Annotated in this window: 23 protein-coding genes; 9 read left to right on the top strand and 14 right to left on the bottom strand. The window is 71.8% G+C overall.

What is annotated here, in order from left to right:
* Positions 1 to 5 precede the first annotated feature (5 nt).
* From O7553_RS27160 to O7553_RS27150, 3 genes are all read left to right on the top strand, one after another.
* Positions 6 to 1,451, top strand: a complete 1,446-nt coding sequence (locus tag O7553_RS27160; protein WP_281552403.1) for a hypothetical protein — start codon at positions 6 to 8, stop codon at positions 1,449 to 1,451.
* Complete coding sequence (locus tag O7553_RS27155) at positions 1,448 to 2,230, top strand: 3-ketoacyl-ACP reductase (protein ID WP_281552402.1); 783 nt, start codon at positions 1,448 to 1,450, stop codon at positions 2,228 to 2,230. The genes O7553_RS27160 and O7553_RS27155 overlap by 4 nt, the downstream gene beginning before the upstream one ends.
* A gap of 109 nt (positions 2,231 to 2,339) precedes the next feature.
* The gene (locus O7553_RS27150; RefSeq protein ID WP_281552401.1) at positions 2,340 to 2,870 is read left to right on the top strand and encodes a hypothetical protein; all 531 of its coding nucleotides are present in this window, start codon (positions 2,340 to 2,342) and stop codon (positions 2,868 to 2,870) included.
* A gap of 32 nt (positions 2,871 to 2,902) precedes the next feature.
* Here the strand turns inward: O7553_RS27150 and O7553_RS27145 are convergent, their stop codons facing one another.
* Together O7553_RS27145 and O7553_RS27140 are read right to left on the bottom strand one after the other, a co-directional pair.
* Positions 2,903 to 3,130: a DUF397 domain-containing protein gene (locus O7553_RS27145; protein WP_281552400.1), complete on the bottom strand. Its 228-nt coding sequence runs from the start codon at positions 3,128 to 3,130 to the stop codon at positions 2,903 to 2,905.
* Positions 3,100 to 3,975, bottom strand: coding sequence for a helix-turn-helix transcriptional regulator (locus O7553_RS27140; RefSeq protein WP_281552399.1), 876 nt, complete (start codon positions 3,973 to 3,975; stop codon positions 3,100 to 3,102). Before O7553_RS27140 ends, O7553_RS27145 begins: the two co-directional genes overlap by 31 nt.
* A 448-nt stretch (positions 3,976 to 4,423) precedes the next feature.
* Here O7553_RS27140 and O7553_RS27135 point away from each other — a divergent pair, with 448 nt between their 5' ends.
* Positions 4,424 to 4,711, top strand: coding sequence for a hypothetical protein (locus tag O7553_RS27135; RefSeq protein ID WP_281552398.1), 288 nt, complete (start codon positions 4,424 to 4,426; stop codon positions 4,709 to 4,711).
* Positions 4,712 to 4,718: 7 nt separating this feature from the next.
* Here O7553_RS27135 and O7553_RS27130 read toward each other — a convergent pair whose 3' ends face one another.
* A complete protein-coding gene (locus O7553_RS27130) occupies positions 4,719 to 5,597 on the bottom strand; it encodes a PASTA domain-containing protein (RefSeq protein ID WP_281552397.1) in 879 nt (292 codons plus the stop codon).
* A 139-nt stretch (positions 5,598 to 5,736) separates the two neighbouring features.
* On the opposite strand from O7553_RS27130, the gene O7553_RS27125 reads away from it, so the two are divergent.
* Positions 5,737 to 6,891, top strand: a complete 1,155-nt coding sequence (locus O7553_RS27125; RefSeq protein WP_281552396.1) for a hypothetical protein — start codon at positions 5,737 to 5,739, stop codon at positions 6,889 to 6,891.
* Positions 6,892 to 6,901: 10 nt separating this feature from the next.
* Here O7553_RS27125 and O7553_RS27120 read toward each other — a convergent pair whose 3' ends face one another.
* Positions 6,902 to 8,383, bottom strand: a complete 1,482-nt coding sequence (locus O7553_RS27120) for a glutamate--cysteine ligase (protein WP_281552395.1) — start codon at positions 8,381 to 8,383, stop codon at positions 6,902 to 6,904.
* A gap of 292 nt (positions 8,384 to 8,675) precedes the next feature.
* On the bottom strand, positions 8,676 to 9,251 hold the full coding sequence (locus tag O7553_RS27115) for a YceI family protein (protein WP_281552394.1): 576 nt from the start codon (positions 9,249 to 9,251) through the stop codon (positions 8,676 to 8,678).
* A gap of 101 nt (positions 9,252 to 9,352) precedes the next feature.
* Here O7553_RS27115 and O7553_RS27110 point away from each other — a divergent pair, with 101 nt between their 5' ends.
* Entirely contained in the window at positions 9,353 to 9,844 is a 492-nt protein-coding gene (locus tag O7553_RS27110) for a MarR family transcriptional regulator (RefSeq protein WP_281552393.1), read from the top strand.
* A gap of 250 nt (positions 9,845 to 10,094) precedes the next feature.
* Here O7553_RS27110 and O7553_RS27105 read toward each other — a convergent pair whose 3' ends face one another.
* The 7 genes from O7553_RS27105 to O7553_RS27075 all read right to left on the bottom strand — a co-directional run bounded on the left by O7553_RS27105 (position 10,095) and on the right by O7553_RS27075 (position 19,544).
* Positions 10,095 to 12,770: a helix-turn-helix domain-containing protein gene (locus tag O7553_RS27105; RefSeq protein ID WP_281552392.1), complete on the bottom strand. Its 2,676-nt coding sequence runs from the start codon at positions 12,768 to 12,770 to the stop codon at positions 10,095 to 10,097.
* Positions 12,771 to 12,896: 126 nt separating this feature from the next.
* Positions 12,897 to 14,054: an acyl-CoA dehydrogenase family protein gene (locus O7553_RS27100; RefSeq protein WP_281552391.1), complete on the bottom strand. Its 1,158-nt coding sequence runs from the start codon at positions 14,052 to 14,054 to the stop codon at positions 12,897 to 12,899.
* Positions 14,055 to 14,127: 73 nt separating this feature from the next.
* On the bottom strand, positions 14,128 to 15,660 hold the full coding sequence (locus O7553_RS27095; RefSeq protein ID WP_281552390.1) for an acyl-CoA carboxylase subunit beta: 1,533 nt from the start codon (positions 15,658 to 15,660) through the stop codon (positions 14,128 to 14,130).
* 80 nt (positions 15,661 to 15,740) lie between these two features.
* Entirely contained in the window at positions 15,741 to 16,664 is a 924-nt protein-coding gene (locus O7553_RS27090) for a hydroxymethylglutaryl-CoA lyase (RefSeq protein ID WP_281552389.1), read from the bottom strand.
* 92 nt (positions 16,665 to 16,756) lie between these two features.
* A complete protein-coding gene (locus O7553_RS27085; protein ID WP_281552388.1) occupies positions 16,757 to 18,106 on the bottom strand; it encodes a biotin carboxylase N-terminal domain-containing protein in 1,350 nt (449 codons plus the stop codon).
* A 61-nt stretch (positions 18,107 to 18,167) separates the two neighbouring features.
* Positions 18,168 to 18,779: a TetR/AcrR family transcriptional regulator gene (locus O7553_RS27080; RefSeq protein WP_281552387.1), complete on the bottom strand. Its 612-nt coding sequence runs from the start codon at positions 18,777 to 18,779 to the stop codon at positions 18,168 to 18,170.
* Positions 18,780 to 18,989: 210 nt separating this feature from the next.
* Positions 18,990 to 19,544, bottom strand: coding sequence for a YbaK/EbsC family protein (locus O7553_RS27075; protein WP_281555772.1), 555 nt, complete (start codon positions 19,542 to 19,544; stop codon positions 18,990 to 18,992).
* A 151-nt stretch (positions 19,545 to 19,695) separates the two neighbouring features.
* Here O7553_RS27075 and O7553_RS27070 point away from each other — a divergent pair, with 151 nt between their 5' ends.
* On the top strand, positions 19,696 to 21,276 hold the full coding sequence (locus tag O7553_RS27070; RefSeq protein WP_281552386.1) for a glycosyltransferase family 2 protein: 1,581 nt from the start codon (positions 19,696 to 19,698) through the stop codon (positions 21,274 to 21,276).
* 39 nt (positions 21,277 to 21,315) lie between these two features.
* On the opposite strand, the gene O7553_RS27065 is transcribed toward O7553_RS27070, so the two are convergent.
* Positions 21,316 to 22,017: a SigE family RNA polymerase sigma factor gene (locus O7553_RS27065; protein WP_281552385.1), complete on the bottom strand. Its 702-nt coding sequence runs from the start codon at positions 22,015 to 22,017 to the stop codon at positions 21,316 to 21,318.
* Positions 22,018 to 22,200: 183 nt separating this feature from the next.
* On the opposite strand from O7553_RS27065, the gene O7553_RS27060 reads away from it, so the two are divergent.
* Positions 22,201 to 23,388: a glycosyltransferase family 2 protein gene (locus O7553_RS27060; RefSeq protein ID WP_281552384.1), complete on the top strand. Its 1,188-nt coding sequence runs from the start codon at positions 22,201 to 22,203 to the stop codon at positions 23,386 to 23,388.
* Positions 23,385 to 25,418, top strand: coding sequence for a glycosyltransferase family 2 protein (locus O7553_RS27055; protein ID WP_281552383.1), 2,034 nt, complete (start codon positions 23,385 to 23,387; stop codon positions 25,416 to 25,418). The genes O7553_RS27060 and O7553_RS27055 overlap by 4 nt, the downstream gene beginning before the upstream one ends.
* Here O7553_RS27055 and O7553_RS27050 read toward each other — a convergent pair.
* A complete protein-coding gene (locus O7553_RS27050; RefSeq protein ID WP_281552382.1) occupies positions 25,342 to 26,097 on the bottom strand; it encodes a DUF5825 family protein in 756 nt (251 codons plus the stop codon). The two genes, O7553_RS27055 and O7553_RS27050, sit on opposite strands and share 77 nt — an antisense overlap.
* Between the last annotated feature and the right edge of the window lie 10 nt (positions 26,098 to 26,107).

The raw sequence follows: 26,107 nt of genomic DNA, 5'->3' as shown, positions 1-26,107 counted from the left end.
ATCCGATGATTCGGATCGACGACTCGCTGACCCCGGCCAGCCTGCAACCCAGGATCGACCGCCTCTGGGAAGCCTCCGCCCACAAGATCGACTCGATCGAGAAGACCTGCCCGCCCGGGTCGGCGTCGCCGGTCTTCACCGTCGACGGCCGGTACGCCGCGCGCGGCTGGACCGAGTGGACCCAGGGCTTCCAGTACGGTTCGGCCCTGTTGCAGTTCGACGCCACCGGCGAGCAGCGGTTTCTGGACTCCGCCCGCGAGTTGACCGTCGCCGTGATGGCCAGCCACGTCAGCCACATCGGCGTGCACGACCACGGCTTCAACAATGTCAGCACGTACGGCAACCTGTGGCGGCTGATGGCCGAGGGGCGGCTCCCGCACGACCGGGCCGAGCGCGACTTCTACGAGCTGGCGTTGAAGCTGACCGGGGCGGTCCAGGCGGCCCGCTGGCGGGACACCGCCGACGGCACCGGCTACGTCTACTCGTTCAACGGGCCGCAGTCGCTGTTCGTCGACACCATCCGCTCCTGCCGTGCGCTGGCGGTGTCCCACCTGCTCGGCCACGCGCTCATGGGTGAACAGGACGAGCGAATCTCGCTGCTCGGCCGGCTGATCGAGCATGCCACCAACACCGCCCGGTACAACGTCTTCTACGGCGAGGGGCGGGACAGCTACGACATCCGGGGTCGCACCGCCCACGAGTCGATCTTCAACGTCAACGACGGCCGGTTCCGCTGCCCGAGCACCCAGCAGGGCTACTCACCGTTCACCACCTGGACGCGCGGGCTGGCCTGGGCGATGCTCGGCTTCCCGGAGCAGCTGGAATACCTGGCCGTGCTGCCGGACGGCGACCTCGAACCGTACGGCGGGCGGGCCGAGGTGACCGCGATGATGCTGCGGGCCGCCACCGCCACCTGCGACTTCTACCTCGAACACACCCCGACCGACGGCATCCCGTACTGGGACACCGGCGCACCCGGCCTGGCCTCGCTCGGCGACTACCTGGATCGCCCGGCGGACCCGTACAACGATCATGAGCCGGTCGATTCGTCAGCCGCCTGCATCGGCGCACAGGGGCTGCTGCGACTCGGCCGCTACCTGACCGGTGCCGGGCAGCCCGACGCCGGTCGCCGCTACTGGCAGGCCGGGCTGACGGTGGCCGGCACCCTGTTCGACGAGCCGTACCTGAGCACCGACACCCGCCACCAGGGACTGATCCTGCACTCGATCTACCACCGACCGAACGGCTGGGACCACGTGCCGGCCGGCAGCCGGGTGCCGCACGGCGAGTCGAGCATGTGGGGCGACTACCACGCCCGCGAACTGGCGCTCTACCTGCAGCGGGTGGCCCGCGACGAGCCGTACTACACGTTCTTCGGCCCGGCCGACGCCGGCGCCACCGACGGCACGGGCAGCGCCGACAGCGCGGGCACCGTCGGGGGCGGGCGGTGACCGCCTCCGCGCGGGTCGCCATCGTCACCGGCGGTTCCCGGGGGATCGGGCGCGGGATCGTGCTGTCGCTCGCCGCCGCCGGGTACGACGTCGTGGTCAACTACGCCCGGAACGCGACGGCAGCCCAGCAGGCCGGCGAGCAGATCGAGGCGGCCGGCCGGCGGGCGCTACTGGTCGGCGCGGATGTGTCGGTCGGCGCGGACCGGCAACGGCTGGTCGATCAGACCGTCGCGACCTTCGGCCGGATCGATCTGCTGGTCAACAACGCCGGTGTGGCCCCAGATGTGCGGGCGGACCTGCTCGACGCGACGGAGGAGTCCTTCGACCGGCTGATCGACATCAATCTGAAGGGTCCCTATTTTCTGACCCAGCAGGTCAGCCGAGCCATGATCGACATGGTGGCGGCCGGCACCGTCACCGCGCCGAAGATCGTCATCGTCTCGTCGATCAGCGCCTACACGGCGAGCGTCAACCGGGGCGACTACTGCGTGGCCAAGGCCGGCCTGGCGATGACCACCCAGTTGTACGCCGCCCGCCTCGCTGAGCACGGCATCAACGTCTACGAGATCCGGCCCGGCATCGTCGCCACCGACATGACCGGCCCGGTCCAGGCGAAGTACGACGATCTGATCTTCAACCAGGGTCTGACGCCGATCCGCCGGTGGGGGCAGCCGGACGACGTCGGGCGGGCCGTGGTGGCGGTCGCCACCGACCTGCTGCCGTTCAGCACCGGCCAGGTGATCGACGTCGACGGTGGCTTCCACGTACGGACGCTGTAGTAGCCAGCGGACGCCTCAGCCTGCCGGCACCCCTACGGGTGACCGATAGGGGGTCGACCAGGGCTGCACCCGGAGGTGCCGACGTCGACCGGCCGGCAGGATTCGGAGCATGGACATCGCTCTGGTCGGCTGGTTGGCGTTGACCGGTGGCTGGCTCGCCGCCGCCGTGATCGCCGAATCGCTGCCGTCGGCGGGCAGCCCGGCCGCGCTGCGGCGCCGGGTCGGCTGGCTGACCGCGTTCGTGCTGGCCGGCCTGGGTGGGATCGCCGGGTTGATCGGTGGCGGGGCGGCCAGCGCACAGGTGTTGCTGGTCGCTGTGCCGGCGGCGGCGGTCGCGGTGGTGACCCTGCCGCGCCTGCGGCGGCTGTACGGCGGATCGGCGGCATTCGTCACCGCGCCCGCCGCGCCGAGTCCGCCAGGGCTGCTGGCCCGCGCGGCGCACCCGTTGGTGGCGTTGCCGGTGCAGGTGACGGCGGTGGCGCTGGTGCCGGTGGCGGCGCGGTACTTCGGTGGTGTGCCAGGGCTGGGGGCGGTGGCCGACGCGCTGGTGCTGACGGTGGCGGTGATCCTGCTGGTCGCGGTCGGGGTGCGGCATGCGCTGCGGCACAGCGCGCTGGCTGAGCAAGCTGGGCACGGTTGAGCCCCGGGACGCGCCCGGGGCTCAACCGTGGGTCAGTCCAGGTCGAACTCGCCGTCCCGGGCACCGCCGAGGAAGGCGTCCCACTCGTCGGAAGTGAAGATCAGGACCGCTCCGGTCGGGTTCTTCGAGTCGCGAACCGCGATGGCCTGGTCGACGAACGCGATCTCCACGCAGTTGTCGCAGTTCGGCCCGCTGCGCGAGCTCTTTCGCCAGGCCGCACGGGTCAGGTCTACCCGAAGCCCCTTGACCTCGATGTCCACAATGGCTCCTTCGCGCGTTCAGCGATCATCGCGACGGACTCCTCGGGAGTGAGTGCCGCCGCGCGTATGTGATCGAAGATAAATATGTATTTGCGTAGTTCTTCGGTCTTCTCCAGGAAGAGCCCACCGGTGGCGTTCTCCGCGTAGACGACATCCGCGTCGCTGGGCTCCGGAAAGTCGAGGATGGTGAACGTCCCGTCCATTCCCGCGTGTGCCCCCACCTCGAACGGAAGGACCTGCAGGGTCACGTTCGGCAGGTCCGCCGCCTCGACGAGGCGGTGCAGTTGGGCGCGCATCACCGCGTCGCCGCCGACCGGCCGACTCAGCACCGCCTCATCGAGCACCGCCCATACATCGATCTGATCTTCCTGTGTCAGTAACGACTGACGCTTCAGTCGGACATGGACGCGGTGGGCAACTTCTTCGTCGGTGATGTCGGGTCGGGCCGAGCGGATCATCGCCTGGGCGTAGTCGGCGGTCTGCAGCAGACCGGGAACCACCTGCTGCTCGTACGCCCGGACCGACCGGGCCGCCGCCTCGAACCCGACGTACGCGCCGGTGAGCACCGTGGAGTACGGATGCCACCAGCCCTTCTGCCGAGCTTCCCGGGCGATCTGCACCAGCTCCTCGGCCTCGACACCGGTCACGCCGTAGATCTCCAGCATGTCGCGGACGTCCCGGGGAGTCGCGGTGGTGTGTCCCGTCTCGATCCGGGAGACCTTGGAGGCGGAGCACTCCAGTCGTTCGGCCACCGCATCGATCGTGACTTTCGCGGCTTCCCGCCGCCGGCGCAGTTCGGCGCCGAGACGGCGGCGACGGACGGTTGGGCTTCGGCGCTCGGTCACCGGTCACCTCCGGTCAGGGGTGTATGGGGCAGTCGGCCGGACCCCGCGCACGCGGTTGAGGGGCGACGGGGGTTACGTCGCGAGCGGTCGTGCGTGGACGGGGAGGGAGGCCGACGCGGAAGAAAGCCTGTTCAGTCTGCCGCCCGTACACGTAGGACTTCAAGCAGCAATCGACTGAGTGATTTTCGCATCGCGCCAAAACCACTTTGCAACTTGCATCGAAGGCGACGGTAGTGCACCCTTTGCGTAGGCCCCAGATCACTCAGCGTTCATCCAAGATCGTATCCGCCGCGGTTGCGCCGTACCGCGACGGTGCCTGCTGTCCGGACACCCACAACGCCGTGCCCGTCTGACCACCGGCTCCACCGGTGGAGCATCCGACAGTGCCCGGTGCGAATCCGCATGCCCGGCAGCAATCGGACAACGGCAGCTCGGAACAGGAGTAGCGGTGCTACTACCCCGCTCAGGAGACGTCCTCCACGTGACCCGTGCGGCAAGCGTGCAGTTCCTCGAGCCGCTCCTCTTCCGGGTGATCCGGGTCCACGACTGGCCGACCTACCAGGGTTGGGTCTGGCTGGACGGCTACGAACTCAACGCCAGCGGCGAGGCCGTCGACCGACGCTCCATTTTCGTCCAGATCGACGGCCTACGCCAGCTCCGGGTGGTGGCCGACCGGCCGGGTCGGACAGCCGCCCGGCGGCCGGCTTCGGCGGTGATGTCGGCGCGGGCCAGCTGACCCCGGCTCAGTCCTCTTCTCCGTCGCCCGGCTCACCGGTCGGCCCGACCGACCCGGTCGGTTCAGCCGGACCCGTCGGCTCGGAGTTGGTCGCGGCGATCACCAACAGGATCTCAGTACCGGGCGGCACCTCCGCTCCGGTCGGCGGATCTGTCTCGAGCACCGTGCCAGCCGGCTGGTCCGAACCGCGCTGTTCCAGCCGGTACACCAGGCCCCGCTCATCGAGCTCGGCACGGGCGTCCGCCAGCGACAGCCCGGTCAGTGTCGGTACGACCACCAGCGGCGCCTCACTGGTCTGCTCCTCGGTCGGCTCCGGCTGCTCCTCGGTCGGCTCGGGCTGCTCCGTCTCCGGCTGCGAGGTCGGCCCCGTCGCGGTCGGAGCAGCCGTCGGCGTCGGCCCGCCCGGATCCGTGGAGTCGTCCAGCGTGCTGGCCCACCAGATCACCAGGCCGACCAACGCGACCAGCAGCAGCACCAGGACACCGATCAGGATCGGCAGCCACCACGGCCGGCCGCCGCCTTCCGTACCGCCCGGTCCCGGCCAGTCGCCGGTGCCGCCGCCACCCGCCGCCGGGCGCACCGGCACCCCGGCCCGGCCGGACCACGCCGGCTCCCGAGCACCACCGGCGGCGGAACCAGCCGGAAGGTCGGGTGCGGTCGAGCCGAGGTGCCCGCCCCGGTCGGCGACCGTCGCCCCCGGGTCGCCTCCCGGTGTGCCGGGCCGACCGAGCGGCTGGTCGGACCCACCGGTCGACTCGGCCTGGTCACCTGACCCACCGGCCCTGGTCGCCCAGGGGTCGACCGGCCGCGGCAGCTGGCTTGTGTAGTCCCCGACGTCACGCCCCGCCGAGCCGTCCTCCGCAGGATCCCTCGGTCTGTCGGCCATGACTCGTCCTCTCCGTACTACCGGTACGTGCCACCGGGCGTGACTGTCGGTAGAGCTCAAGATAGCGACCCGCCCGCCGGACAGCGTGCCCCACGCCCACAAGTCGCCGGAGTTCGCCACTACCGCTACAGTGCCCGGCATGGCCGTACGAGGCTGGGGAAGATCGGTCGCGACGGCGACCGGCATCGCTGCGGGCGCAGGTGCCGCGCAGCTCGGTCTGGGCTACGGCCTCGGCATAGTTGCCTGGTTACCGTCAGTTGACGGCGGAGGAGAGGCTTCCTGGGTCGCCAGCCTCGCCTGGGCGACGTGGATCACGGCGACCTCGGTGGTGATGGGTGCCGTCGTCGCGGACCGGCTCGCGCCGTCACCTCCCAACTCGGAACCGTCGGCCGGCGCCGATCCGGATCGAACGCCGGACAGCCTGCTGACCGCAAGCCTGTGGCGACTCGCCCTGGCCGCAGCGGCCGCGATCGGGGGAATGCTCACGGTCGCCCTGATCGCCGTACCCGCGCGCAGCGCGACCCGGGCCGACACCTTCTCCCCACAGACCATCGCCGCCGGGTACGCGATGGTGGGCGCGGTCGTCGGACTGCTGATGGCGATCTGGGCGGTCGCCTCCCGGGCGGCGGCGGCGAACGCCATCGCCACTGTCGGCTGGCTCTGGCTGCTGGCGGTGGTCGCGGTGATCGACTCGGTGATCTCCGGCACCGGGCTGACCAGCGCCCAACTCGGCGTCTGGCAGATCACTGCGGACAGCGAACAGTACTGGTTCCGCAACATCTACCTACCTGGGGCGGCGCTGTCACTGGGTTCGGCGTTCATCATCGGCGCGGTCTCGGCCTGGCCGGCCGCCCGCGACGCGCGTCGCCGGGTGGGCGCCGCGATCTCCGGCGGCGTCGGCCCGGTGCTGATCGCCGCCGCGTACTTCCTGGCTGCCCCCCGGCTGGTGGGACCGCGGGCGGAGCAACTCTCGGCGCATCTGCTCGCCCCGTACGCGGTGATCGCCGGCCTGGCCGGGTCGGTGCTGGTCACCGCGATCGCGCAGCGGCTGGAGATGTCCCGCCGGCAGCCCGCCACCGCCACCGCCACCGACCGCGACCACGACGGCGCTTCGGCCGCCGACGCGTCTGCCGATGGCCGGGACGATGCCTCCGGCTCCGGCTCCGCTGAAGGCCGCGACGCGCCGGTGCCGGAGCAGCCGACCAGTGGCCAGGTGGCCGACGCCCCGGCTCGGGGCACGGCTTCGGTCACCGGCGGTGGCCGGCCCAAGCCGACCACCCCCGATGGCAGCTGAACAACGCGAATCAGTCGACCGGCCAGGTGTGCACCGGTTCGTTGCTGCGTTGCAGTTCGGCGTAGCGCTGCAGCATCTGGTGCAGCGCGTCGGGTCGGGCCAGGCCCTGCTCCCGCTCGGCCCGCCAGACCGACTCGGTCTGCCAGACCGCACCGTTGCGCCTCAACCGACAGCGTTGTTCGATGATGCCGAGCAGCCGGTCACGCTGCTGTGGCGAGACACCGAACCGGTCCAGCCCGGCGTACGCCTTGGGAAGCAGGACATCCAGCACCAGATCGGTGACCGGAATCTCGCCGAGCTGCGGCCAGTGCATGTGTGCGGCGATCCCGCGCCGCGCAGCCTGGTGGAAGTTCTCCTCGGCCGCACCGAAGCTCAGCTGGCTCCACACCGGGCGGTCCGCCTCGGCAAGCTCCCTGGCCAGGCCGAAGTAGAAGGCGGCGTTGGCGAGCATGTCGACGACGGTCGGCCCGGCGGGCAGCACCCGGTTCTCCACCCGCAGGTGCGGTCGACCGTGCATGATGTCGTACACCGGCCGGTTCCACCGGTAGACGGTGCCGTTGTGCAGCCGTAGCTCGCTGAGCTCGGGCACGCCGCCGGCCTGCAGCACCTCGACCGGGTCCTCGTCGGCGCAGATCGGCAGCAACGGCGGGAAGTACCGGACATTCTCCTCGAACAGGTCGAAGATCGACGTGATCCACCGTTCACCGAACCACACCCGGGGCCGTACGCCCTGCGCCTTCAGCTCGTCCGGCCGGGTGTCGGTGGCCTGCTCGAACAGCACGATGCGGGTCTCCGCCCAGAGCTGTTTGCTGTAGAAGTACGGTGCGTTGGCACCGAGCGCCACCTGGACCGCCGCGATTGCCTGGGACGCGTTCCAGTAGTTGGCGAAGTTGTCCGGGGAGACCTGCAGGTGGAACTGCACGCTGGTGCAGCCGGCCTCCGGGGCGATCGAGTCGGTGTACGCCTGCAGCCGCTCCACCCCCCGGATGTCCAGCCGGATGTCCTCCCCGCGGGCGGCGACGATCTGCTCGTTGAGCACCCGGTAACGCCCGTTGGTGGAGATGTTGTTCAGCACCAGGTGCTGTGGGGTGAGGGTGGGCAGGATGCCGATCAGGATGATGGCCGCCTCGGCCTTCGCCGCCCGGTCACCGGCGCGAGCCAGGCTGGCCTGCAGGTCGGCTTCGTAGTCGGCGAATCCGTCGGCCTCGATCAGCCGCGGGCGCGCGTTGAGTTCGAGGTTGAACTGCCCGAGCTCGGTCTGGAAGGTGGGGTCTGCGAGGTTGGCCAGGATCTCCGCGTTGCGCATCGCGGGCTCCGCGTACGGATCTACCAGGTTCAGCTCGATCTCCAGCCCGGTCGTCGGCCGGTCGGCGTCGAACTTGAAGTCGTCGAGCATCAGCGCGAAGACGTCGAGGCAGCGGCGGACCTTTTGCCGGTAGCGTACGCGATCCTCCCGACTGAACGACGCGCGTGAACCGACATCCCTGCCCATAATGCCCTCCCCGGCGCGCCCCGAACGGCCGCCGCCACGCTCGCTGGCCGAGCGGCGCGGCAGAACCGTTCCGACTGTGTGGTGGTGCAACCCTGCTCGACCGCAGCTGTCGTCGGCTCCCCCAGCCGGGACAGGCGTTGATCGCCCCAAAGTGAGCGGACCGAAGCGCTCGGTTTCACCTTTTCACATCCGACGGGCGTCTTCTACTGGGGTTACTACAGACAGCGGCACCCCGGTCACCGAGGAGGTGGCCGGGGTGCCGCTGTGTCGCGCCGGGTACGGGCGCCGGGGTTCACCCCTGACGGATGGCCTCGCCCTCGATCTCGATCTTGATCTTCTTGCCGACCAGCACGCCGCCGGTCTCCAGGGCGACGTTCCAGGTCAGGCCGAACTCCTCACGGTCGATCTCGGTGCTGGCGGTGAAGCCGAAGATGTCCTGGCCGAACGGGCTGCGGCCGGCGCCCTCGAACTCGACGGCGAGCTCCACCGGCCGGGTCACGTCCTTGACCGTCAGGTCACCGGCGAGCACGAACTCGTTGCCGCTGTGCGAGACGATCCCGGTGCTGCGGAACTCGATGGTGGTGAACTTCTCGACGTCGAGGAAGTCGCCGCTTCGCAGGTGGGCGTCCCGGTCGGCCTGCCCGGTGTTGATGCTGGCCGCCTGCAGCACCGCGGTGACCGACGACTGCAGCGGGTCCTCGGCGACGGTGATGGTGGCGGTGGCGTCGGTGAACTCACCTCGGACCTTGCTGACCATCATGTGGCGGGCGACGAACCCGACCCGCCGGTGGGCCTGGTCGAGTTCGTAGGTGCCGGCGGTGGGGATGGTGATGCCGTTCCACTCGCGGGTGGTCTGGTCGGTGCTCATGGCTGCTGCCTCTCGCGGGACATCCGGTTGAAGGGAACATGTGCGACAGCAACAATAGACTAGGCAATATTCCTCATGTCAAGTACTGCTACGATGACCTGGTGACCGAGAACCTCGCCGACGATCCCCGGATCACCGCGATCGGCCTCCTCTTCGAAGTCCACACCGGGCTCGCGGCCCGCTTCGCGGCGCAGTTCGAGGAGCACGGCCTGTCGACGGTCGAGTTCGAGGTGCTGATGCGGCTACGCCGTTCCGCAGGTCACCAGCTGCGGATGACCGACCTGGCCGCTCAGGCTGCGCTGTCCACCAGTGGCGCGACCCGGGTGGTCGACCGGATGGTGCGCGACGGGCTGGTCTGCCGGCGCGCCTGCCCGTCCGACCGGCGCAGCTCGTACGCGGTGCTCACCCGGGCTGGACAGCAACGCCTCGACGACACCCTCCCCGGCCACCTGCAACTGATCGACAAGTGGTTCACCGGCCAGTTCGAGCCTGCGGAGTTGGCGACACTACTCGACACCCTCCGACACCTTCGTGACGCGGTGCATCCGCAGGCAACCGCCGGCAGTGACGAAGTGACCGCGCCGGTCCGTTGACCGACGCCGGCACCGGCAGAAGGACCGGCAGAAAGCACCCTTGATCAACGACATAAAGTTCTGAAAGCCGCAAACAGCTCGGATGGGCCGGATAGCGTACTGGCGACCGGGAACGTAACGGGGGGTGCGGCGCGAAGGCCAGGACATCTGGTCCAGGCCGGGGGGCGATTCCGCGCCAACCCGGGGGGCGTGTCGACGTCCGGCGGGCGGCCAGTGATGGCCCCGCCGGACGTCCGCGTCCTGACCTGATTCATCCCTGACCCACCGCCTCCCGTTCCCGGGGCAGCAGGGTGATCCCGGCACTGTGGCAGGCCGCCACCAACCGGTCCCGGGCCGAAGCCCGCGACGCCGTCGTCTCAGCGTGCACCACCAGCTCCACCATCGCCTCCACCGCGTCCCGCGGCTCTGGGCCGTTGCCCAGCGAACGGGCCGCCACGGCGTACCACTCCGTCGCCAGCTCCCGTTCCCCGCGCCGCGCCGCGAGGGTCGCCTCGATCAACGCGCACCGGGGATCGTCGCCCGGCCCGGCCTGGTCGGCAGGGTGACCAGGCCGGTCCACCCCCTCCACCGGCATCACCTGGCCACGGAGCTCGGTCAGGGCGTCGGCCGCTTCCGCGAGGCGGCCGTCCTGGGCCAGCGCCAGCCCGACGATGCCCAACACCTGCCGCCGGTGACTCGGATCCCCGACGGCGGTCAACGCCGCCAACACCCGGCGTCCCAGGTCGGCTGCCCGCGCGTACCGGCCCTCAAGCCTGGCCACCTCGGCCAGGTTGGCCCGGGCCAGCAGCCGCAACCGGTCCTCGCCGGACCTGGCCGCGAGCCGGTCAACCGCCGCGAGCCGGCGCCGGGCGGCCCGCAGGTCACCCGATCGGATCTCGTGCCGGGCCAACGCGTGCTGGGCGAGCGTCATCTCCCGGATCCGGCCGATTCGGCCGGCCAGGGCAAGCACCGCCTCGGAGTGCGCCCGCGCCTCGTCGAACCGACCGGCGGCCAGGCAGGCAGAGCTGAGCACGGTACGCGCGGCCAGCTCACCCGACGTCTCCCCGAGCTCGATGAAGGTGACCAGCGCCGACCGGACCGCCGGAAGTTCCTGCGGGCCGGCGTCGTGCTCCAGCGCGAGCTGAGCCACGCCGATCTGGGCCCAGGCCCGGATCGCCGGGTCCGCGTCGGCCGACCGCGGGTCGTCGAGCAGCCGGCGCAGCCAGCGCCGTCCGGCCACGTCGCGTCCCCGGAACCGCCACCACCGGGGCAGTGCGGCGGCCAGGCGCAGTGCGGTGTGCGGGTCGTCGTTGGCCGAGTGGGCGAGCGCGGCCCACAGGTCACTGGCCACCTCGTCGAGCCGACTGACGACGGTGACCAGCTTCGGCCCGGCCAGGTCGACCGCCGCCCGCTCGGCGAGCCGCGCGAACAGCACGGCGTGCCGACGCCGGATCGCCGACAGTTCGCCGTGTGCGGCGGCCCGCTCGGTGGCCAGATCCCGCACCACGTCGATCAGCCGGAACCGGTACGGACCCGCGCCCCGGGCACCGAGCAGCCCCAACGACATGAGCCGGTCGAGGAACGGCACCGCGTCGACCCGACCGTCCTGATCCGACTGGCCGATGTCGGGCTGGCCGATGTCGAGTTGGCCGATGTCGAGTTGGCCGATGTCGAGTTGGCCAACATCCGGCTGGACCGGATCCTCGGCGAGCATCCCCTCGGCCAGCTCGACCGACCACCGGTTGCGGAACGCCGAGAGCCGACGTACGCCACGCCGTTCGGCGGGGGTGAGCAGCGCGTAGCTGGCCGCGACCGCGTCGCGCAGAGTCACCGCCACGGCTTCCCTGCTGGGTGGTGGCACGGCCAGGTCGAGCAGCCGGTCGCCGTACCGGTTGAAGATCTCGTTCAGGTCGAGCGCCCGCCCCCGGGCGGCGGCCAGCTCGATGGCCAGCGGCAGCCCGCCGAGCCGCCGGACGAGCCCGACCAGCGCGCCGACCTCGCCGGGGTGCACCGGTTCCCGGCGTACCTGCCGGAGCCGGGCCAGGAAGAGCCGCGCCGCCGGGTAGCCGGCGACCGTGGCCAGATCGGCCTCGGTGTCGGCCGGCGGCACCTCCAGCGGCGTGACCGGCCAGACCCGTTCACCGGGGAGTCCGACCGGGTGCCGGCCGGTCGCCACCACCTGCAGCGACGGAGCGGTACGGGTCAGCCAGTGCAGCGCGTCGGCCATCGCCACCGGTGCCCGTTCCACCGCGTCCACCAGCAGCAGTGCCGGGCCGTCGGCTAGCCGGGCCGCCAGGTCGTTGACCCGCCCGACGCCGAAGACGGTAGCGGTGGCGGTCAGTACGTCACTGACGGTGGAGCCTTCGGTGACGACGATGCCACCGGTGCCGCCCGGATACCGGTCGGTCACCTCGGCGGCGACCGCGAGCGCCAGGCTGGTCTTGCCGACTCCGGCAAGTCCGACCAGGCTGACCAGCCCTGCCCCGGCACCGGGTCCCGCAGTCAGCAGGCCGGCCAGGTCGGCCACGTCACAGTCGCGGCCGATCAGTTCGCCGGGCAGTGGGACACCCCGGCTACGGCCGGGCCCGACCAATGTCTCGATGTCGCCGGCAGCCTCGCTGCGCGACCCGGCCGGGAACGCTGCGGTGGCGAGTGCCGGGGTCAGCTGGCGCGGGATCGTCGGACGCGGCTCGGCCGGCCGGCCCCGCGCCGCCGCGTGGAACTCGGCCCGGTCCTCGCCGGTCAGGCCGAGCGCGGCGACGAGCAGATCGACCGTGGTCCGCTGCGGCCGGGCCGTGCGGGCCCGTTCCAGGTCCCGGACGGTACGCACGCCGACCCCGGCCACCGCGGCGAGCTCCGCCTGGGTCAGGCCGACGGCCAGCCGTCGGCTGCGGAGTAGTTCGTCGAACCCGACCCTGCTCTGGTCAGGAGCATGATCCGGACTCATGGCAGGAGAGGGTACGCATTGCAGGGTGCCCGGGTCAGCTTTCCGTCCGGCTGACGACCCGAAAGGAACGGATTTCCGACACAACCGGTGAGGTGCGGTGCCCTCCGGGGCACCCTTACAAGCTCATCAAGCGTCGGCCAGCCCAAGATCACGAGCGATGATCATTCGCTGGATCTCCGAGGTGCCCTCGCCGATCTCGAGAATCTTCGCGTCGCGCCAGAATCGCGCGACCGGGAACTCGTTCATGAAGCCGTACCCACCGTGGATCTGGGTCGCCTCCCGGGCGTTCTGCACGGCGCACTCGCTGGCGTGCAGCTTCGCCACCGCGGCCTGACGTTTGAACTGGTCACCGGCGAGCATCCGGGCGGCCGCGTCGTAGTAGGCCAGCCGGGCGGTGTGCGCCCGTACCTCCATGTCAGCGATCTTGAATTGGATCGCCTGGTACCCGCCGATGAGCTGGCCGAATGCGCGGCGCTGACCCGCGTACCGGACGGACTCGTCGACGCAGCCCTGCGCGAGGCCGACCGCAAGGGCGGCGATCGCGATCCGCCCTTCGTCGAGGATCCGGAGAAATTGCGCGAACCCCCGACCACGCTCACCCAGCAGATTTTCGGCCGGAACCCGGCAATCGTCGAACGTCAACTCGTGGGTGTCCGAGGCACACCAGCCGACCTTGGAGTACCCCGGCGCGACGGTGAACCCAGGCGTCCCGGCCGGCACGATGAAGGTGGACAGTTCCTTCGACCCGTCCGGCCTGCTCCCCGTCACCGCGGTGACCGTCACCAGCGAGGTGATGTCGGTGCCCGAGTTGGTGATGAACGCCTTCGAACCGTTGATCACCCAATGGTCACCGTCGCGCACCGCCCGGGTGGCGGTCCCCCCGGCGTCGGAGCCGAATCCCGGCTCGGTCAACCCGAAACCGGCCAACGCCGCCCCGCTGACCAGCTCCGGCAGCCACCGCTCGCGCTGCTCCGGGGTGCCGAACCGGTAGATCGGCATCGCACCGAGCGAGACCGCTGCCTCCAGCGTGATGGCCACACTGGAATCGACCCGGGCCAGCTCCTCCAGCACCAGACAGAGCGCGAAGTAGTCGCCGCCCATCCCGCCGTACTCCTCCGGGAACGGCAACCCGAACAGCCCCATCTTGCCCATCTGGCGGACGATGTCGTAAGGGAAGGCATGCCGCTGGTAGTAGTCACCGATCACCGGCGCGATCGCCTCGCGGGCGAACTCGCGGACGCTCTCCCGCAGCGCCTCCTGCTCGTCGGTCAGCCTGAAGTCCATGCTCAGATCCTTTCTGGAGGACTCGCAGCCCGGTCGCCTGTCACTGGCACCGGGTGCCGCACCTGCGGTGCCGCTAGACCGGAGTGACGCCGTGCCTGCGGTGGGAGAAGTGCCGGTCCCGGCCGGTGGCCGCCGCGTACCGTCGGACCAGTTCGGCGCGCAACTGTTCGGGTCGGACGATGTCGTCGACGACGAGTTCGCTGGCGAGCCGGGTCAGATCGATGTCGCGCTCGTACTCGGCGCGGCGGGCGGCGACGAAGCCGGCCCGCTCGTCGGGATCGTCGATCGCCGCGATCTTGTTGGCGTAGACCGCGTTGACCGCAGCCTCCGCGCCCATCACCGCGATTTTCGCGGTGGGCAGGGCCAGGGTGGCGTCCGGCTCGAATCCGGGGCCGGCCATCGCGTACAGCCCGGCACCGTAGGCCTTGCGGACCACGACGCAGATCTTCGGTACGGTGGCCTCCGAGATCGCGCTGATCATCTTCGCGCCGTGCCGGATGATGCCCTGCTTCTCCACGGCGCTGCCGACCATGAAGCCGGGCACATCGGCCAGGAACAGCAGCGGTACGTTGAACGCGTCGCACAGCTGCACGAACCTGGTCGCCTTGTCGGCGGAGTCGACGAACAGCACCCCACCCTTGAACATCGAGTTGTTGGCGACCACGCCGACCACCTGGCCGGCCAGCCGGCCGAAGCCGACGGTCAGCTCGCGCGCCCACAACGCCTGGATCTCCAGGAAGCTGCCCTCATCGAGCAGTCCCTTGACGAACCGGCGCATGTCGAACGCCTGCCGTTCGCTCGCCGGCACCAGCGCGGCGAGGTCGACCCCGGCCGGCGGCTCGACCGCCGCCGTCGCCGGTGGCGGCTGCTGCCAGTTGCCCGGCAGGTAGGACAGGTAGCGGCGGACCACATCGAGCGCGTCGTCCTCGGTCTTGCACAGGAAGTGCCCGACGCCGGACTCGGCGCAGTGCACCCGGGCACCGCCCATCGCCTCCAGCGTGGTCTTCTCACCGGTGACCATCTCGACCATCCGGTCCGAGCCGAGGTACATGCTGGCGTTGCCCTCGACCATCGCCACCACGTCGCAGAACGCCGGAATGTAGGCACCGCCGGCGGCCGACGGCCCGAACAGGGCACAGACCTGCGGGATCGCCCCGGAGGCCCGGACCTGGTTCCAGAAGATCTTGCCGGCACCGCGCCGGCCGGGGAACAGGTCGACCTGATCGGTGATCCGGGCCCCGGCGGAGTCGACCAGGTAGACCATCGGCAGGCCGGCGTCGTACGCCCGCTCGATGATCCGGATGATCTTCTCTACGGTACGGGCGCCCCACGAGCCGGCCTTGACCGTGGAGTCGTTGGCCATCAGGCAGACCTGTCGACCGTCGATGGTGGCGGTGCCGGTGACCACACCGTCGGCGGGCAGCCCGTCGGCGAGGGCGTTGGCGTACCGGCCGTCCTCCACGAAGGAGCCCGCGTCGACCAGCCGGTCGACCCGTTCCCGGGCGAACAGCTTGCCCCGGGCGGCGTTCGCCGCATGGTACTTCTCCGCGCCGCCGGCCCGGATCCGCTTGTCGAGCCGATCCAGCGCCTCACCGTCCAGTGTCACGCCGCCCCCTCGCGCCAGCCCATACTAAACGATCGTTAGGCTACCGCACGACAGTCACCCTCGCGACCCCCGCCAGCGGGTCAGCTGGTCGGGGTGAGCCGGGTACGCGGGCCGGCACGCAGCACCCCGGAGGGAAGCTGCCTGCCGACCAGCTCCTCGGCCAGCGCGGCGGCGGCCAGCAGGGCATCCAGGTCGATCCCGGTCTCGACGCCCATGTCGTGCAACATGTGCACCACCTCCTCGGTGGCCACGTTGCCGCTGGCCCCGGGCGCGTACGGGCAGCCGCCCAGGCCGCCGACGCTGGCGTCGAACTCGGTGACCCCCAGCTCCAGCGCGGCCAGCAGGTTCGCCAACGCCGTACCCCGGGTGTCGTGGAAGTGCAGCAGCACCGGTACGGCCGCCTGCCGGTCGCGCACCGCCGTGACCAGCTCGCGGACCCGGCGCGGGGTGGCCATCCCGGTGGTGTCGCCGAACGCCACCCGGTCCGCCCCGTCGGCCACCACCCGGTCGACGATCCCGGCCACCCGCTGCGGGTCGACGTCCCCTTCGTACGGGCAGCCGAAGCTCGTCGCCACGATCACCTCGACGTGCGCCCCGGCGGCGTGCAGCAGCGGAATCAGCGCGGCGATGTCGTCCAACGACTCGGCGGTGGACCGGTTGACGTTGCGCCGGTTGTGCGTGTCGCTGGCCGACACCACCACTTCGACCTCGGAGAAGCCGGCGTCCAGTGCCCGGCGGGCCCCGCGCAGGTTCGGCACCAGCGCCGAGTAGCGCACCCCGGGCGCCCGCCGGGCCCGCCGCCACACCTCGTCGGCGTCGGCCATCTGCGGGATCGCCTTCGGGTGGACGAACGAGACCGCCTCGATCCGGCGTACGCCGGTGCCGGACAGCGCGTCCAGCAGGCGGACCTTGCCCTCGGTCGGGATCGGCTGCTCGTTCTGCAGGCCGTCACGCGGCCCGACCTCGCGGATCGACACGGACTCGGGAAGGGGCGTCGCTGCCATCCGTCCAGCATCCCGCGCCCGTGCCGTCCACTCAATGGGATCCGGTGAAGGTCACCGTCGCGTCGACGCGACGGACTGCGTCGGACCGGACCTCACCGCATCCGGCCGACGATGCCGGTGTCGTAGTCACCGGAGACGAACTCCGGGTTGTCCAGCAGCTCGGCGAAGAACGGCAGGTTGCACTTTGGCCCGGCCACCTCGAAGGCGGCGACTGCGGCCCGGGCCCGGGCGATCGCCTCGGCCCGGTCGGCGCCAGAGACGATCAGCTTGGCCATCAGCGAGTCGTAGAACGGCGTCACGGTGGTGCCGGCGGCGTACCCGGAATCGACCCGGACCCCGTCGCCGGTCGGCTCCGACCAGGCGGTGATCGCGCCCGGTCCGGGCAGAAAGCGTTTCGGGTCCTCGGCGTTGATCCGCAACTCGATCGCGTGCCCGCGCGGCGCGAGGGTGGCCGGGTCGAACGTCGGCTCCAGGCCGGCGGCCACCCGCAGCTGCTCCTCGACCAGGTCCACACCGTAGACCAGCTCAGTGACCGGGTGCTCGACCTGCAGCCGGGTGTTCATCTCCAGGAAGAAGAACTCGCCGGTGGCCGGGTCGAGCAAGCATTCCACCGTGCCGGCGTTGCGGTAGCCGACCGCCTCCCCGGCCCGTACGGCGGCGGCGAGCAGCCCGGCCCGGATCTCGTCGGTCACGGCCGGCGACGGCGACTCCTCGGCGAGTTTCTGGTTGCGCCGCTGCACCGAGCACTCCCGCTCACCGAGGGCGACGACCCGGTCGGTGCCGTCCGGCGCCCGCCAGCCGAGAATCTGCACCTCCACGTGGCGTACCCGGGGGAAGTAGCGCTCGATCAGCACGGACCCGTCGCCGAACATGCGCGCGGCGAACGCCCGGACCTTGTCGAATTCGGTACGCAGCGCGGCGGTGTCGCCAGCGACGCCCATGCCCATTCCGCCGCCGCCAGCGGCGGCTTTGACCATCACCGGGTAGCCGATGGTGGCGGCGGCGTCGAGTGCGGCGTCGACGGTCTCGGCGGGCTCGGTGGTGCCGGCGGCCACCGGAACCCCGGTGGCGGACATCAGGTTCCGCGCGTTGATCTTGTCGCCCATCGCCTCGATGGCGTCACCACCGGGCCCGACCCAGATCAGGCCGGCGGACGCGACCGCGCGAGCGAAGTCGGCGTTCTCCGACAGGAACCCGTAGCCGGGGTGGATCGCCTGGGCGCCGCTGCTCTTGGCGGCGGCCAGGATCGCCCCGGTGTCGCGGTAGCTCTGCGCCGGCTGCGCGGGCCCCACACAGATCGCCTGGTCGGCCTCGGTGACGAAGGGCATGCCGGCGTCGGCCTCGGAGTGCACGGCGACGGTCCGGACGCCCAGCCGTCGGGCGGTACGGATGATCCGCCGGGCGATCTCGCCCCGGTTGGCCACCAGCAACGACTCGATCATGCCTCTCCTCGCGGGGGTGCGGCGCCCGCTGCCGGGCGCGGGGGTGTGCCCGGTGTGCTGCTCAGCCGTGCAGGGCGGCGAGGGTGGCGGCGCGCAGCAGCGTGGCCCGCCGTTCCCGGTCGACCTCGCCGCCGAGGAAGGGGGTGGAGTTCATCAGGCCGAACGCGGCGTGCGCCAGCACCCGGGCCTCGGCCGCGTCGAGGTCGTGGCGCAGCGCGGTGAGCACGGCCACCCACTCCTCGACGTAGAGCCGCTGTAGCCGCCGGATCCGCCGGCGCGGCTCCTCCGGCAACCGGTCGAGCTCGTGCAGGTGCAGGGCGATGACCGCAGGGTTGGCCAGGGCGAACTCGACATGGAACTCGATCAGTGCGGCGAGCGCGGCGGTGGCGTCGCCGGGCCGCGCCGCGACCCGGACACGTCCGCCTTCGAGCAGTTCCTCGCTGACCGGGATGAGCGCGGCGGCGAGCATCGCCTCCTTGCCGGCGAAGTGGTGGTAGAGAGCCGGACCGGTGACCCCGGCGGCGGCGCCGATGTCGTCCATCGACACGCCGTGGTAGCCGCGGGCCGCGAAGAGCCCGACCGCGATCTGAAGAATCTCGTCGCGACGTGAGCGTCGCCGTGGCGCGCTCGGCTCGGCCCCGTCCGTCGCTGCCGTCTGCTGATCTACCGTCACCTGGCCAGCCTAACCGTGTGTCGACCCGAATTGAACGACCGTTCAGTCACCGGAATGCCGTCGACTGATTCACCGGTGTCCACGCTGACCCGACGCCGACGCCCGCCGATCACCGTACCGTCACCGACGCCGAGGGCTCACCCCCGGCGGAGCGGTACCGGAGCTCACCCCCGGCGGAGCGGCACCGGAGCTCACCCCCGGCGGAGCCGGTCAGGTGCCGGCTGGGGCCGCCAGCCCGTCGACGACCCGTGCGTTGGGCAGTACCCCCAGCGCCGGACCGGGAACCACAATCTTGCTGCCCCGCACCCCGGAACCGATCACCACGTGCGGCACCGCCACCACCCGCGCGTCGACCAGGATCGGCCACTCCGGCGGCAGCCCGATCGGGGTGATCCCGCCGTACTCCATCCCGGTCCTCTGCACCGCGTCGGCCATCGGGGCGAAGCTCGCCTTACGCGCGTCGAGCAGCCGGCGGACCGTCCCGTTGACGTCCGCCCGGGTGGTGGCCAGCACCATGCAGGCGGCGTACCGGACGACACCGCCCCGCTTGCCGGCGATCACCACGCAGTTGGCCGACTCGTCGAGCGCCACCCCGTACGCGGCGCAGAAGGCGGCCGTGTCGGCGAGTTCGGGGTCGATCGACGCCACCGCCACATCGTCCACGTCGACCGGCACCTCGGCCGACCACTGCTCGACGGCGGCGGCCACCGGCGCGGCCACCAGGTCGAGTCGGCTCCGGACCGGTTCGGTCTGCAGTTTCCCCAGCACGTCCGCCATCATGCACCCGGCGGCCGGCGAGCCGTGCCGAGGGGCACCGGCCACCCGGGCGCGGTAGATTGACCGCCGCCGCCACCGCGTGCCCGGCCCGCCGCCGGGAGCGGCGCGGCACCGCCGGACAACCCGCCGAGAGGTGATCGTGGCTGCCCCGAGGGCGAGCGTCGTCGTACCCGTCTACAACACCGAGGCCTGGCTCGGCGCGGCTCTGGCGTCGATCGACCGCCAGCCACGGCGGACCGAGATCGAGGTCGTCGTCATCGACGACGGCTCCACCGACTCGTCGAGCGAGATCGCCCGCGACTACGCCCGGCGGGCGCCGGGGGTCCGCTACGTCCGGCAGGACAACGCCGGTCTCGGTGCCGCTCGCAACCATGGGGTACGCCTGGCGACCGGCAACTACCTGGGTTTCCTCGACTCCGACGACCTCTACCCCGACGGCGGGCTGGACCACCTGGTCGACCTCGCCGAGCGGGCCGGGGCGCAGGTGGCGGTCGGCGACATGCACGGCTTCCCGCCCCGGCCCAGCCCGCCCTGGCGGGCGGAGATCGTCGGACCGGCCCGCACCATCGGGTCCGTCGCCGAGGCACCGCTGCTGATCGGCAACCCGTCGGCCTGCAACAAGGTGTTCGCCCGCGACCTGGTCGACCAGGTCGGGGCCGAGTTCACCGAGGGCAGCGCGTTCGAGGATGTCCTGTTCACCGTGCCGCTGCTGGTCCGCTCCTCGCTGACCGCGCTCAGCCCACGACTGGTCTACCTCTACCGACAGCGCGGCAACGGCTCGTCAATCATGGAAGGCCGGTTCCGACCGGCGAAGATCATGCAGCATCTGAACATCATCGAACGGCTGGTCACCGGCAGCTCCGACGTCGCACCCGAGGTGGCCGGGGCGATCCGACGGTGGGTCGCGTACATGCAACTGCACTACGCCGGGCGGGCCGCCGACGTCCTCGACGACGGGCAGCTGGCCGATTTCACCCGCCGGATGGCGGCGCTGCTGGCCGACGTACCGGTGCCGGTCGCCGCCGAGTTCAGCCGGAGCCCGCACGCCGGGCTGCGCGCGGTGGCCCTCTACGAGCAGGACCCGGACGGAGTACGCCAGCCCCGGCACGACGGCCCGGTCCGGCTGCGCGGCGGGCAGCTCTACCTCGACCATCCGCGCTGGGACCGCTACCGGGACCTGCTGCGGCTACCCGCGCCGACCGTCGGCGTGCACAGCGTCCGCCGTGGCGACCCGGCCGGCGACGAGGTGGTCCGGCTCTCCGGCTGGTGCGGCCTGCCCGGCCCCGGCGGCGCGCCCGGTGACCAGCGGGACGACCTGGTGCTGGAGATCGGCGACACGCGGTTGCGGCTGCCGCTGACCGTGGCTGACGGCAGCGGCGGCCGGCTCCGTTGGCGGGTCGACGTACCGCTGGCCACGCTGCCCCGCGGCCGGTACGCGCTGCGGGTCGTCGCCCGCGACAACGGTGCCGAACTGGTACTCCCGCCGGCACCGGGCGCGCCCGGCACCCGGGCGACACTGACCGCCCGGGGCCGTGCCGTGTGGGTCGCACCCGGCCGCCGCGGGCTGCGTCTGGTGGTCTCGGACCCGCTGGTCACCGCCGCCGCGACGCCGGCAAGGTGGAGTCGGATGGCCCGCTACCAGGCCGGACGCGCGGCGCGGCGCGGGGTTCGGGTAGCCCGCCAGGGCCGCCAACGGCTGCGCCGGCTGGCCGCCCGCTGACGCTGCCTGCCCCCGTGGACGCCGGCTGCCGCCCGCTGATCAGGAGTCCTCGGCCAGCAGGTCGGCGCGGCTGTCGCCGAGCAGTTCCCGCAGCCGGGCCAGGGAACGCCGGCTCTGGGTCTTGACCACCGACACCGAGACGCCGAGCGTCTCGGCAACGGTCTCGACGCTCTGGTCCTCCCAGTAGCGCAGCACCACGATCGCCCGGTCGCGGGGCGGCAGACAGCCGAGCGCGTCGATCATGGTGACCCGCAGCTCGGGCCGGGCGGACCGGGCCGGATCACCGTCCTCGCGGGGGCCGGCGATCGGCAGCTCCCGCGCGCTGAGCCGGCGGCGGTGGTCGAGCACCACCCGTAGCAGCACCTTGCGGCTGTACGCCTCCAGGTTGTCGAACCGGGACACCCGCCGCCACGCGGTGTACATCTTGGCCAGTGCCGTCTGGGTGAAGTCCTGGGCCAGATGCCAGTCGCGGCACATCAGGTAGGCGGTGCGGCGCAACCGTGGCGCAGCCGCCGAGGCGAACGCGACGAATTCCGCGTCCACGGCCCCGGACGGGGCGCGGTCCGCCGCCCTCGACCCGTCCGGGGCCGTGGACGCGGAGACCGCCTGGTCGACGGCGGGTCGCGGCTTGCCCACCACATGCCCGGGCAGGCTGATCTCAGCCGCGCCGTACACACTGCACTCCCATGCCTGGGCACCCTCCCCGGTGTGGACCTGCCGGTGTCCGACCCCTGCTGACATAGACGTCGGGTGGGCGACGATCGGTGACACGGGCGGGAAAGTCCCAGGCGTTCGCCAGCTGGTCACCAGCTGTTAGCCTTTTGCCAGGGCCCCCTTCCCCTACCCGACGGACGATGTCGGACCGACGGTTGACCCCCGCCGCCGGACCGACGCACCGACATACGTGGAAGGCGCGCTGCACCGATGGCACTGCTGAGCTTGATCATCCCGGTGTTCCGGGTCGAGAAGTACCTCGCAGCATGCCTCGACTCGGTCCTGGCGCAGCATCGTGCGGACGTGGAGATCGTGGCGGTGGACGACGCCTCCGACGACGGGTCCAGCGCCATTCTGGCCAGCTACGCACAGCAACACCCCGGGATCACCGTGGTCAGCCTGGACCGCAACGGCGGGCTGGGTGCCGCCCGCAACGCGGGTATCGCCCATGCCAGCGGTCGCTACGTATGGTGTGTGGACAGCGACGACTGGTTGCCGGACGGCTCGCTGGCCGCGGTCGCCGACCGGCTCGAGCACACCGACCCGGACTTGTTGATCACCGGGTACTCCCGGGTCCATCCCGACGGCCGGGCGGAGGAACATCCGGTCACCGGCATCGCCCCGGGCCGCCAACTTCCGGAGGTGTTCCGCTTCGCCGACGAGCCAGGGCTGCTCGACGTGCTGTGGATCGCCTGCAACAAGATCATCAAGCGGGACCGGCTGGTCGACACCGGGATCACCTTCCAGTCCGGCTGGTACGAAGACGTCTCGTTCGTGATCCCGCTGCTGGTCGCCGTGGACCGGATCGCCGTGCTGGATCGCGACTGCTACGCGTACCGGCAGCATCACGACGGCGCGATCACCCGGACGGTCAGCGACCGGCACTTCGAGGTCTTCGACCAGTGGCAGCGGGTCTTCACCTACCTTGACGCCCACCCGGGCCGGGCCGCCGCCCTGCGCCCGTTGATCTTCGGTCGGATGATCTGGCACTGCCTTCAGGTGCTCGGGCACCCGCACCGGGTGCCCAGGTCCCACCGGCGGCGCTACTTCCGGCGCACCTACGAGCTCTACCACCGGCATCGGCCGGTCGGCGGGTACCAGGTGCCGGGCAACGGCAGCGAGACGGTCAAGCACCGCCTCGTCGCGGCGAACGCCTATTCTCTCTATCAGACGTTGATGGCCGTCTGGTCACTGCGCAAACGGTTGCCCGGCCGGGCCAGCGGAGCCACCGGGGTCAGCGGGGCCAGCGGGGCCAGCGGGGCCAGCGGAGCTGCTGGAGCCGGTGAGCGGCCGGCAACCGCCGGTCGGACACCGCCAGCAGCGGCGGCGCTGCCGGGCACCGTACCCGCCCGGGGCGGTGCGGTCGACGACGAAGCCGAGGAGGGGGCGATCAGGTGAGGCGAGACGCCGGCTCCGACGCCTCCGCGCCGGCCGGCAGCCGGATCACCTGGCGCCTCACCGGACTACCGGCACCCCACCCCGCCGAACGGCTCGGCCGCGCCGTGGGGTTGCGGGTGCTGCGGCTACCCGGCATCCGGCGCGCGTTGGTGATCGCCGGCACCGTGGACCGGCTACGCGACCTGCCCCACCACCCAGCTGCCGGTCAGCCGGTACGCGCCGCCACCGTGGTCGTCGTCTGGTGGCGGTACCCCGGGCTCGGCTGGTCCGGCAATGTCGGCACGTTGCCGCAGCTGCGTCGGCACCGGGTCGGGCTGCCCAGGCTGCGCCGGGGCGCGGCCACCGTCCGGATGGCGCTCGCCGCCCCGGTGCCGCTGCGGTCGGCGGTACGGGCGGCGCTGCGCGCGTTGGACGGGTCCCGGACGATGCCGTCCCCGGGCACCGCCGACGTCACCGCCCTCGGTGCCCCGCCGGCGTACCTGCCGGCGGGGGCGACCGTGCTGACCGCCGGACCGCTGCCGGAGCGCGACGAGATTCGCGCCCACGACCTGGTGCTGGACAACCGGGACGCCGCCGGCCCGCGAGATTCTGACCACGACACCACCGGCCCGCCAGATCCCGGCCACGACACCACCGGCCCGCAGGGCGAGCGCGGTGCGGCGTACGGTGTCCGGTTGGCCGGCACCGGGCACGCGGTCACGACACCCGCTGGCGAGCGGCTCGTGCTGATCGACGCCGAACGGATCAACCCGCGTGGCCGGCTGGCTGCCGCGTACCGGCCGGAGGCGGCAGAGATCTCCCTCGAGTTCGCCCGCGCCGACCGGTCCGGGGCCAGCAGGTTCCGCGGACCGGTCAGTGGATCGTCCCGGTACGGGTCACTGACCGGCCCCGGGCTGGACGCGGCGGCGCTGGCCGCGCTGCGGCGGGTCCGCGCGGTGCACTGTCGGCTGGTGCCCGGTGAACATCCCGAGCAGACCGCCGGGCTGCTGGTGCAGCTCGCCGCGACCGGGGTGCTCGTGCACGCCCCGGTCCTGCCGCCCGCCGTGGCCGACCTGCTCGACCCGCAGTTACGCGTGCTCGTCACCGGACAGCCGGACGGATCAGCCGGGCCGGACGGGTCAGCCGGGCCGGACGGATCAGCCGGGCCGGACGGGTCGTTGACCGTCGAGGCGCGCAGCGTACGGCAGCGCCGGGCCGCGATGCGCGGCCACGCCGCAGGACTGCGGCTGCCCGGCCTCGCCGACGGCGGGCTGCCGGCACTCGGTCGGCCGCCATCGGTCAGCGCGGTCCTGATCACCCGGCGGCCGGAGCTGGTCACCACCGCGCTGGCCGCGATCATCGCGCAGACCTATCCGGAGATTGAGATCATCCTGGGACTGCACGGCATCGAGTTGCCGGAGTCGGCCCGCCGGGCGTTGTCCGACGCGGGCCGCCCGTTCGAGGTGCTGCACCTGCCGGAGTCGGTCGACTTCGGCGCCGGGCTCGCAGCGGCCACCCGGCGCGCCCGCGGCACACTGATCACCAAGTTCGACGACGACGACAGCTACGGCGTCGAACACGTCTGGGACCTGGTGCTGGCCCGGCACTACTCCGGGGCCACCCTGGTCGGCAAGGGAGCCGAGTTCGTCCACCTGGACGATCAGGGCGTCACCCTGCGCCGACGGTCCGGCATCCCGGAGGCGTACGGCGGAGTGGTCGCCGGTGGCACGATGCTGCTCGCCAAGAGCGATCTGGAGGCCGTCGGCGGCTGGCGCCCGGTGCCCCGCTCGGTCGACCTCGGGCTGATCGAGCGGCTCCGGGCGGAGGGCGCCACCATCTACCGAACCCATCCGCTCGGCTACCTCTACCATCGGCGGCCCACCGGGCACACCTGGGATCCGGGCGAGGCGTACTTCGTGGACAGCGCGTACTCCCGCTGGACCGGCGTCCCGGCGGAGGCGATGGGCGACGAGGTCACACCACCATCGACGGCAGCGGCCAGCGGCGCAGCCGGTGCGGCAACCAGACCAGTTGGTCGCCCACCTTCGTGACCAGACCCTCCTCGCCGAACTCGCGGGCGATGTCCAGGTCGACAGTGGTCATCCCGGCACCGTCGAGCAGCTGCTCCAGCACCGCCAGGTACGCCGGGTCGTCGATGGTCAGCAGGTTGAGCCGACCGGCCCGCCGGTCCCGGACCTGGACGAAGCCGGGGCCCCGCCGGTAGGTGCACTTGTCGAAGTAGAAGGCGTCCCGCCAGGCGGCAGCGACCACCGTACCCGGGTCGGATTCGGCATCAGGCTCGGCGCCGGCGGAGCCGGCGGCGTCAACGGAGCCGGCTGCGCCAGTGGCACCCGCTGCGCCGACGATCTCGACCGTCGCCGGCGGACGCAGATGCCCGTACACCCGCCACAGGTCGCCGTCGCCGCCCGGCAGCCGGATCGACCAGTCCACCTCGATGGCGTAGCTGGTCAACTCGCGGACCAGGACGAGCCGGCGGACCGCGTCGGCCGCCGTCACCGAGTCGGCAGCGGTGAGGTCGACGGTGCCGGGCAGCGCCACCTTGCGTACCCCCCGGTCCAGCCAGTCCCCGACGGTGTCGGCGGCGGACCCGGTGAACTCGGCCGTGCCCAGGTCGATGCCGGGAATGTCGGCGACCGCCGGATCGTGGTCCCGGTGCAGTCGGACCACGACCGGCCCGGTCGGCGGTGCCTCGATGTCGGTGCTGATCAACGCGGTGCTC

It is taken from the genome of Solwaraspora sp. WMMA2059, from assembly GCF_027497315.1.
Lineage (GTDB): Bacteria > Actinomycetota > Actinomycetes > Mycobacteriales > Micromonosporaceae > Micromonospora_E.
Note: the sequence above shows the minus strand (reverse complement) of the source record. Positions and strands in the feature narration are given on the sequence as shown.

Bases quoted from the DNA above. Each gene is read 5' to 3' on its own strand.
- O7553_RS27085 (WP_281552388.1), bottom strand. From the start codon at position 18,106: ATGATCGAGTCGTTGCTGGTGGCCAACCGGGGCGAGATCGCCCGGCGG.
- O7553_RS27100 (WP_281552391.1), bottom strand. From the start codon at position 14,054: ATGGACTTCAGGCTGACCGACGAGCAGGAGGCGCTGCGGGAGAGCGTC.
- O7553_RS27090 (WP_281552389.1), bottom strand. From the start codon at position 16,664: ATGGCAGCGACGCCCCTTCCCGAGTCCGTGTCGATCCGCGAGGTCGGG.
- O7553_RS27060 (WP_281552384.1), top strand. From the start codon at position 22,201: ATGGCACTGCTGAGCTTGATCATCCCGGTGTTCCGGGTCGAGAAGTAC.
- O7553_RS27150 (WP_281552401.1), top strand. From the start codon at position 2,340: ATGGACATCGCTCTGGTCGGCTGGTTGGCGTTGACCGGTGGCTGGCTC.
- O7553_RS27120 (WP_281552395.1), bottom strand. From the start codon at position 8,383: ATGGGCAGGGATGTCGGTTCACGCGCGTCGTTCAGTCGGGAGGATCGC.
- O7553_RS27130 (WP_281552397.1), bottom strand. From the start codon at position 5,597: ATGGCCGACAGACCGAGGGATCCTGCGGAGGACGGCTCGGCGGGGCGT.
- O7553_RS27115 (WP_281552394.1), bottom strand. From the start codon at position 9,251: ATGAGCACCGACCAGACCACCCGCGAGTGGAACGGCATCACCATCCCC.
- O7553_RS27160 (WP_281552403.1), top strand. From the start codon at position 6: ATGATTCGGATCGACGACTCGCTGACCCCGGCCAGCCTGCAACCCAGG.
- O7553_RS27065 (WP_281552385.1), bottom strand. From the start codon at position 22,017: ATGTCAGCAGGGGTCGGACACCGGCAGGTCCACACCGGGGAGGGTGCC.
- O7553_RS27125 (WP_281552396.1), top strand. From the start codon at position 5,737: ATGGCCGTACGAGGCTGGGGAAGATCGGTCGCGACGGCGACCGGCATC.
- O7553_RS27105 (WP_281552392.1), bottom strand. From the start codon at position 12,770: ATGAGTCCGGATCATGCTCCTGACCAGAGCAGGGTCGGGTTCGACGAA.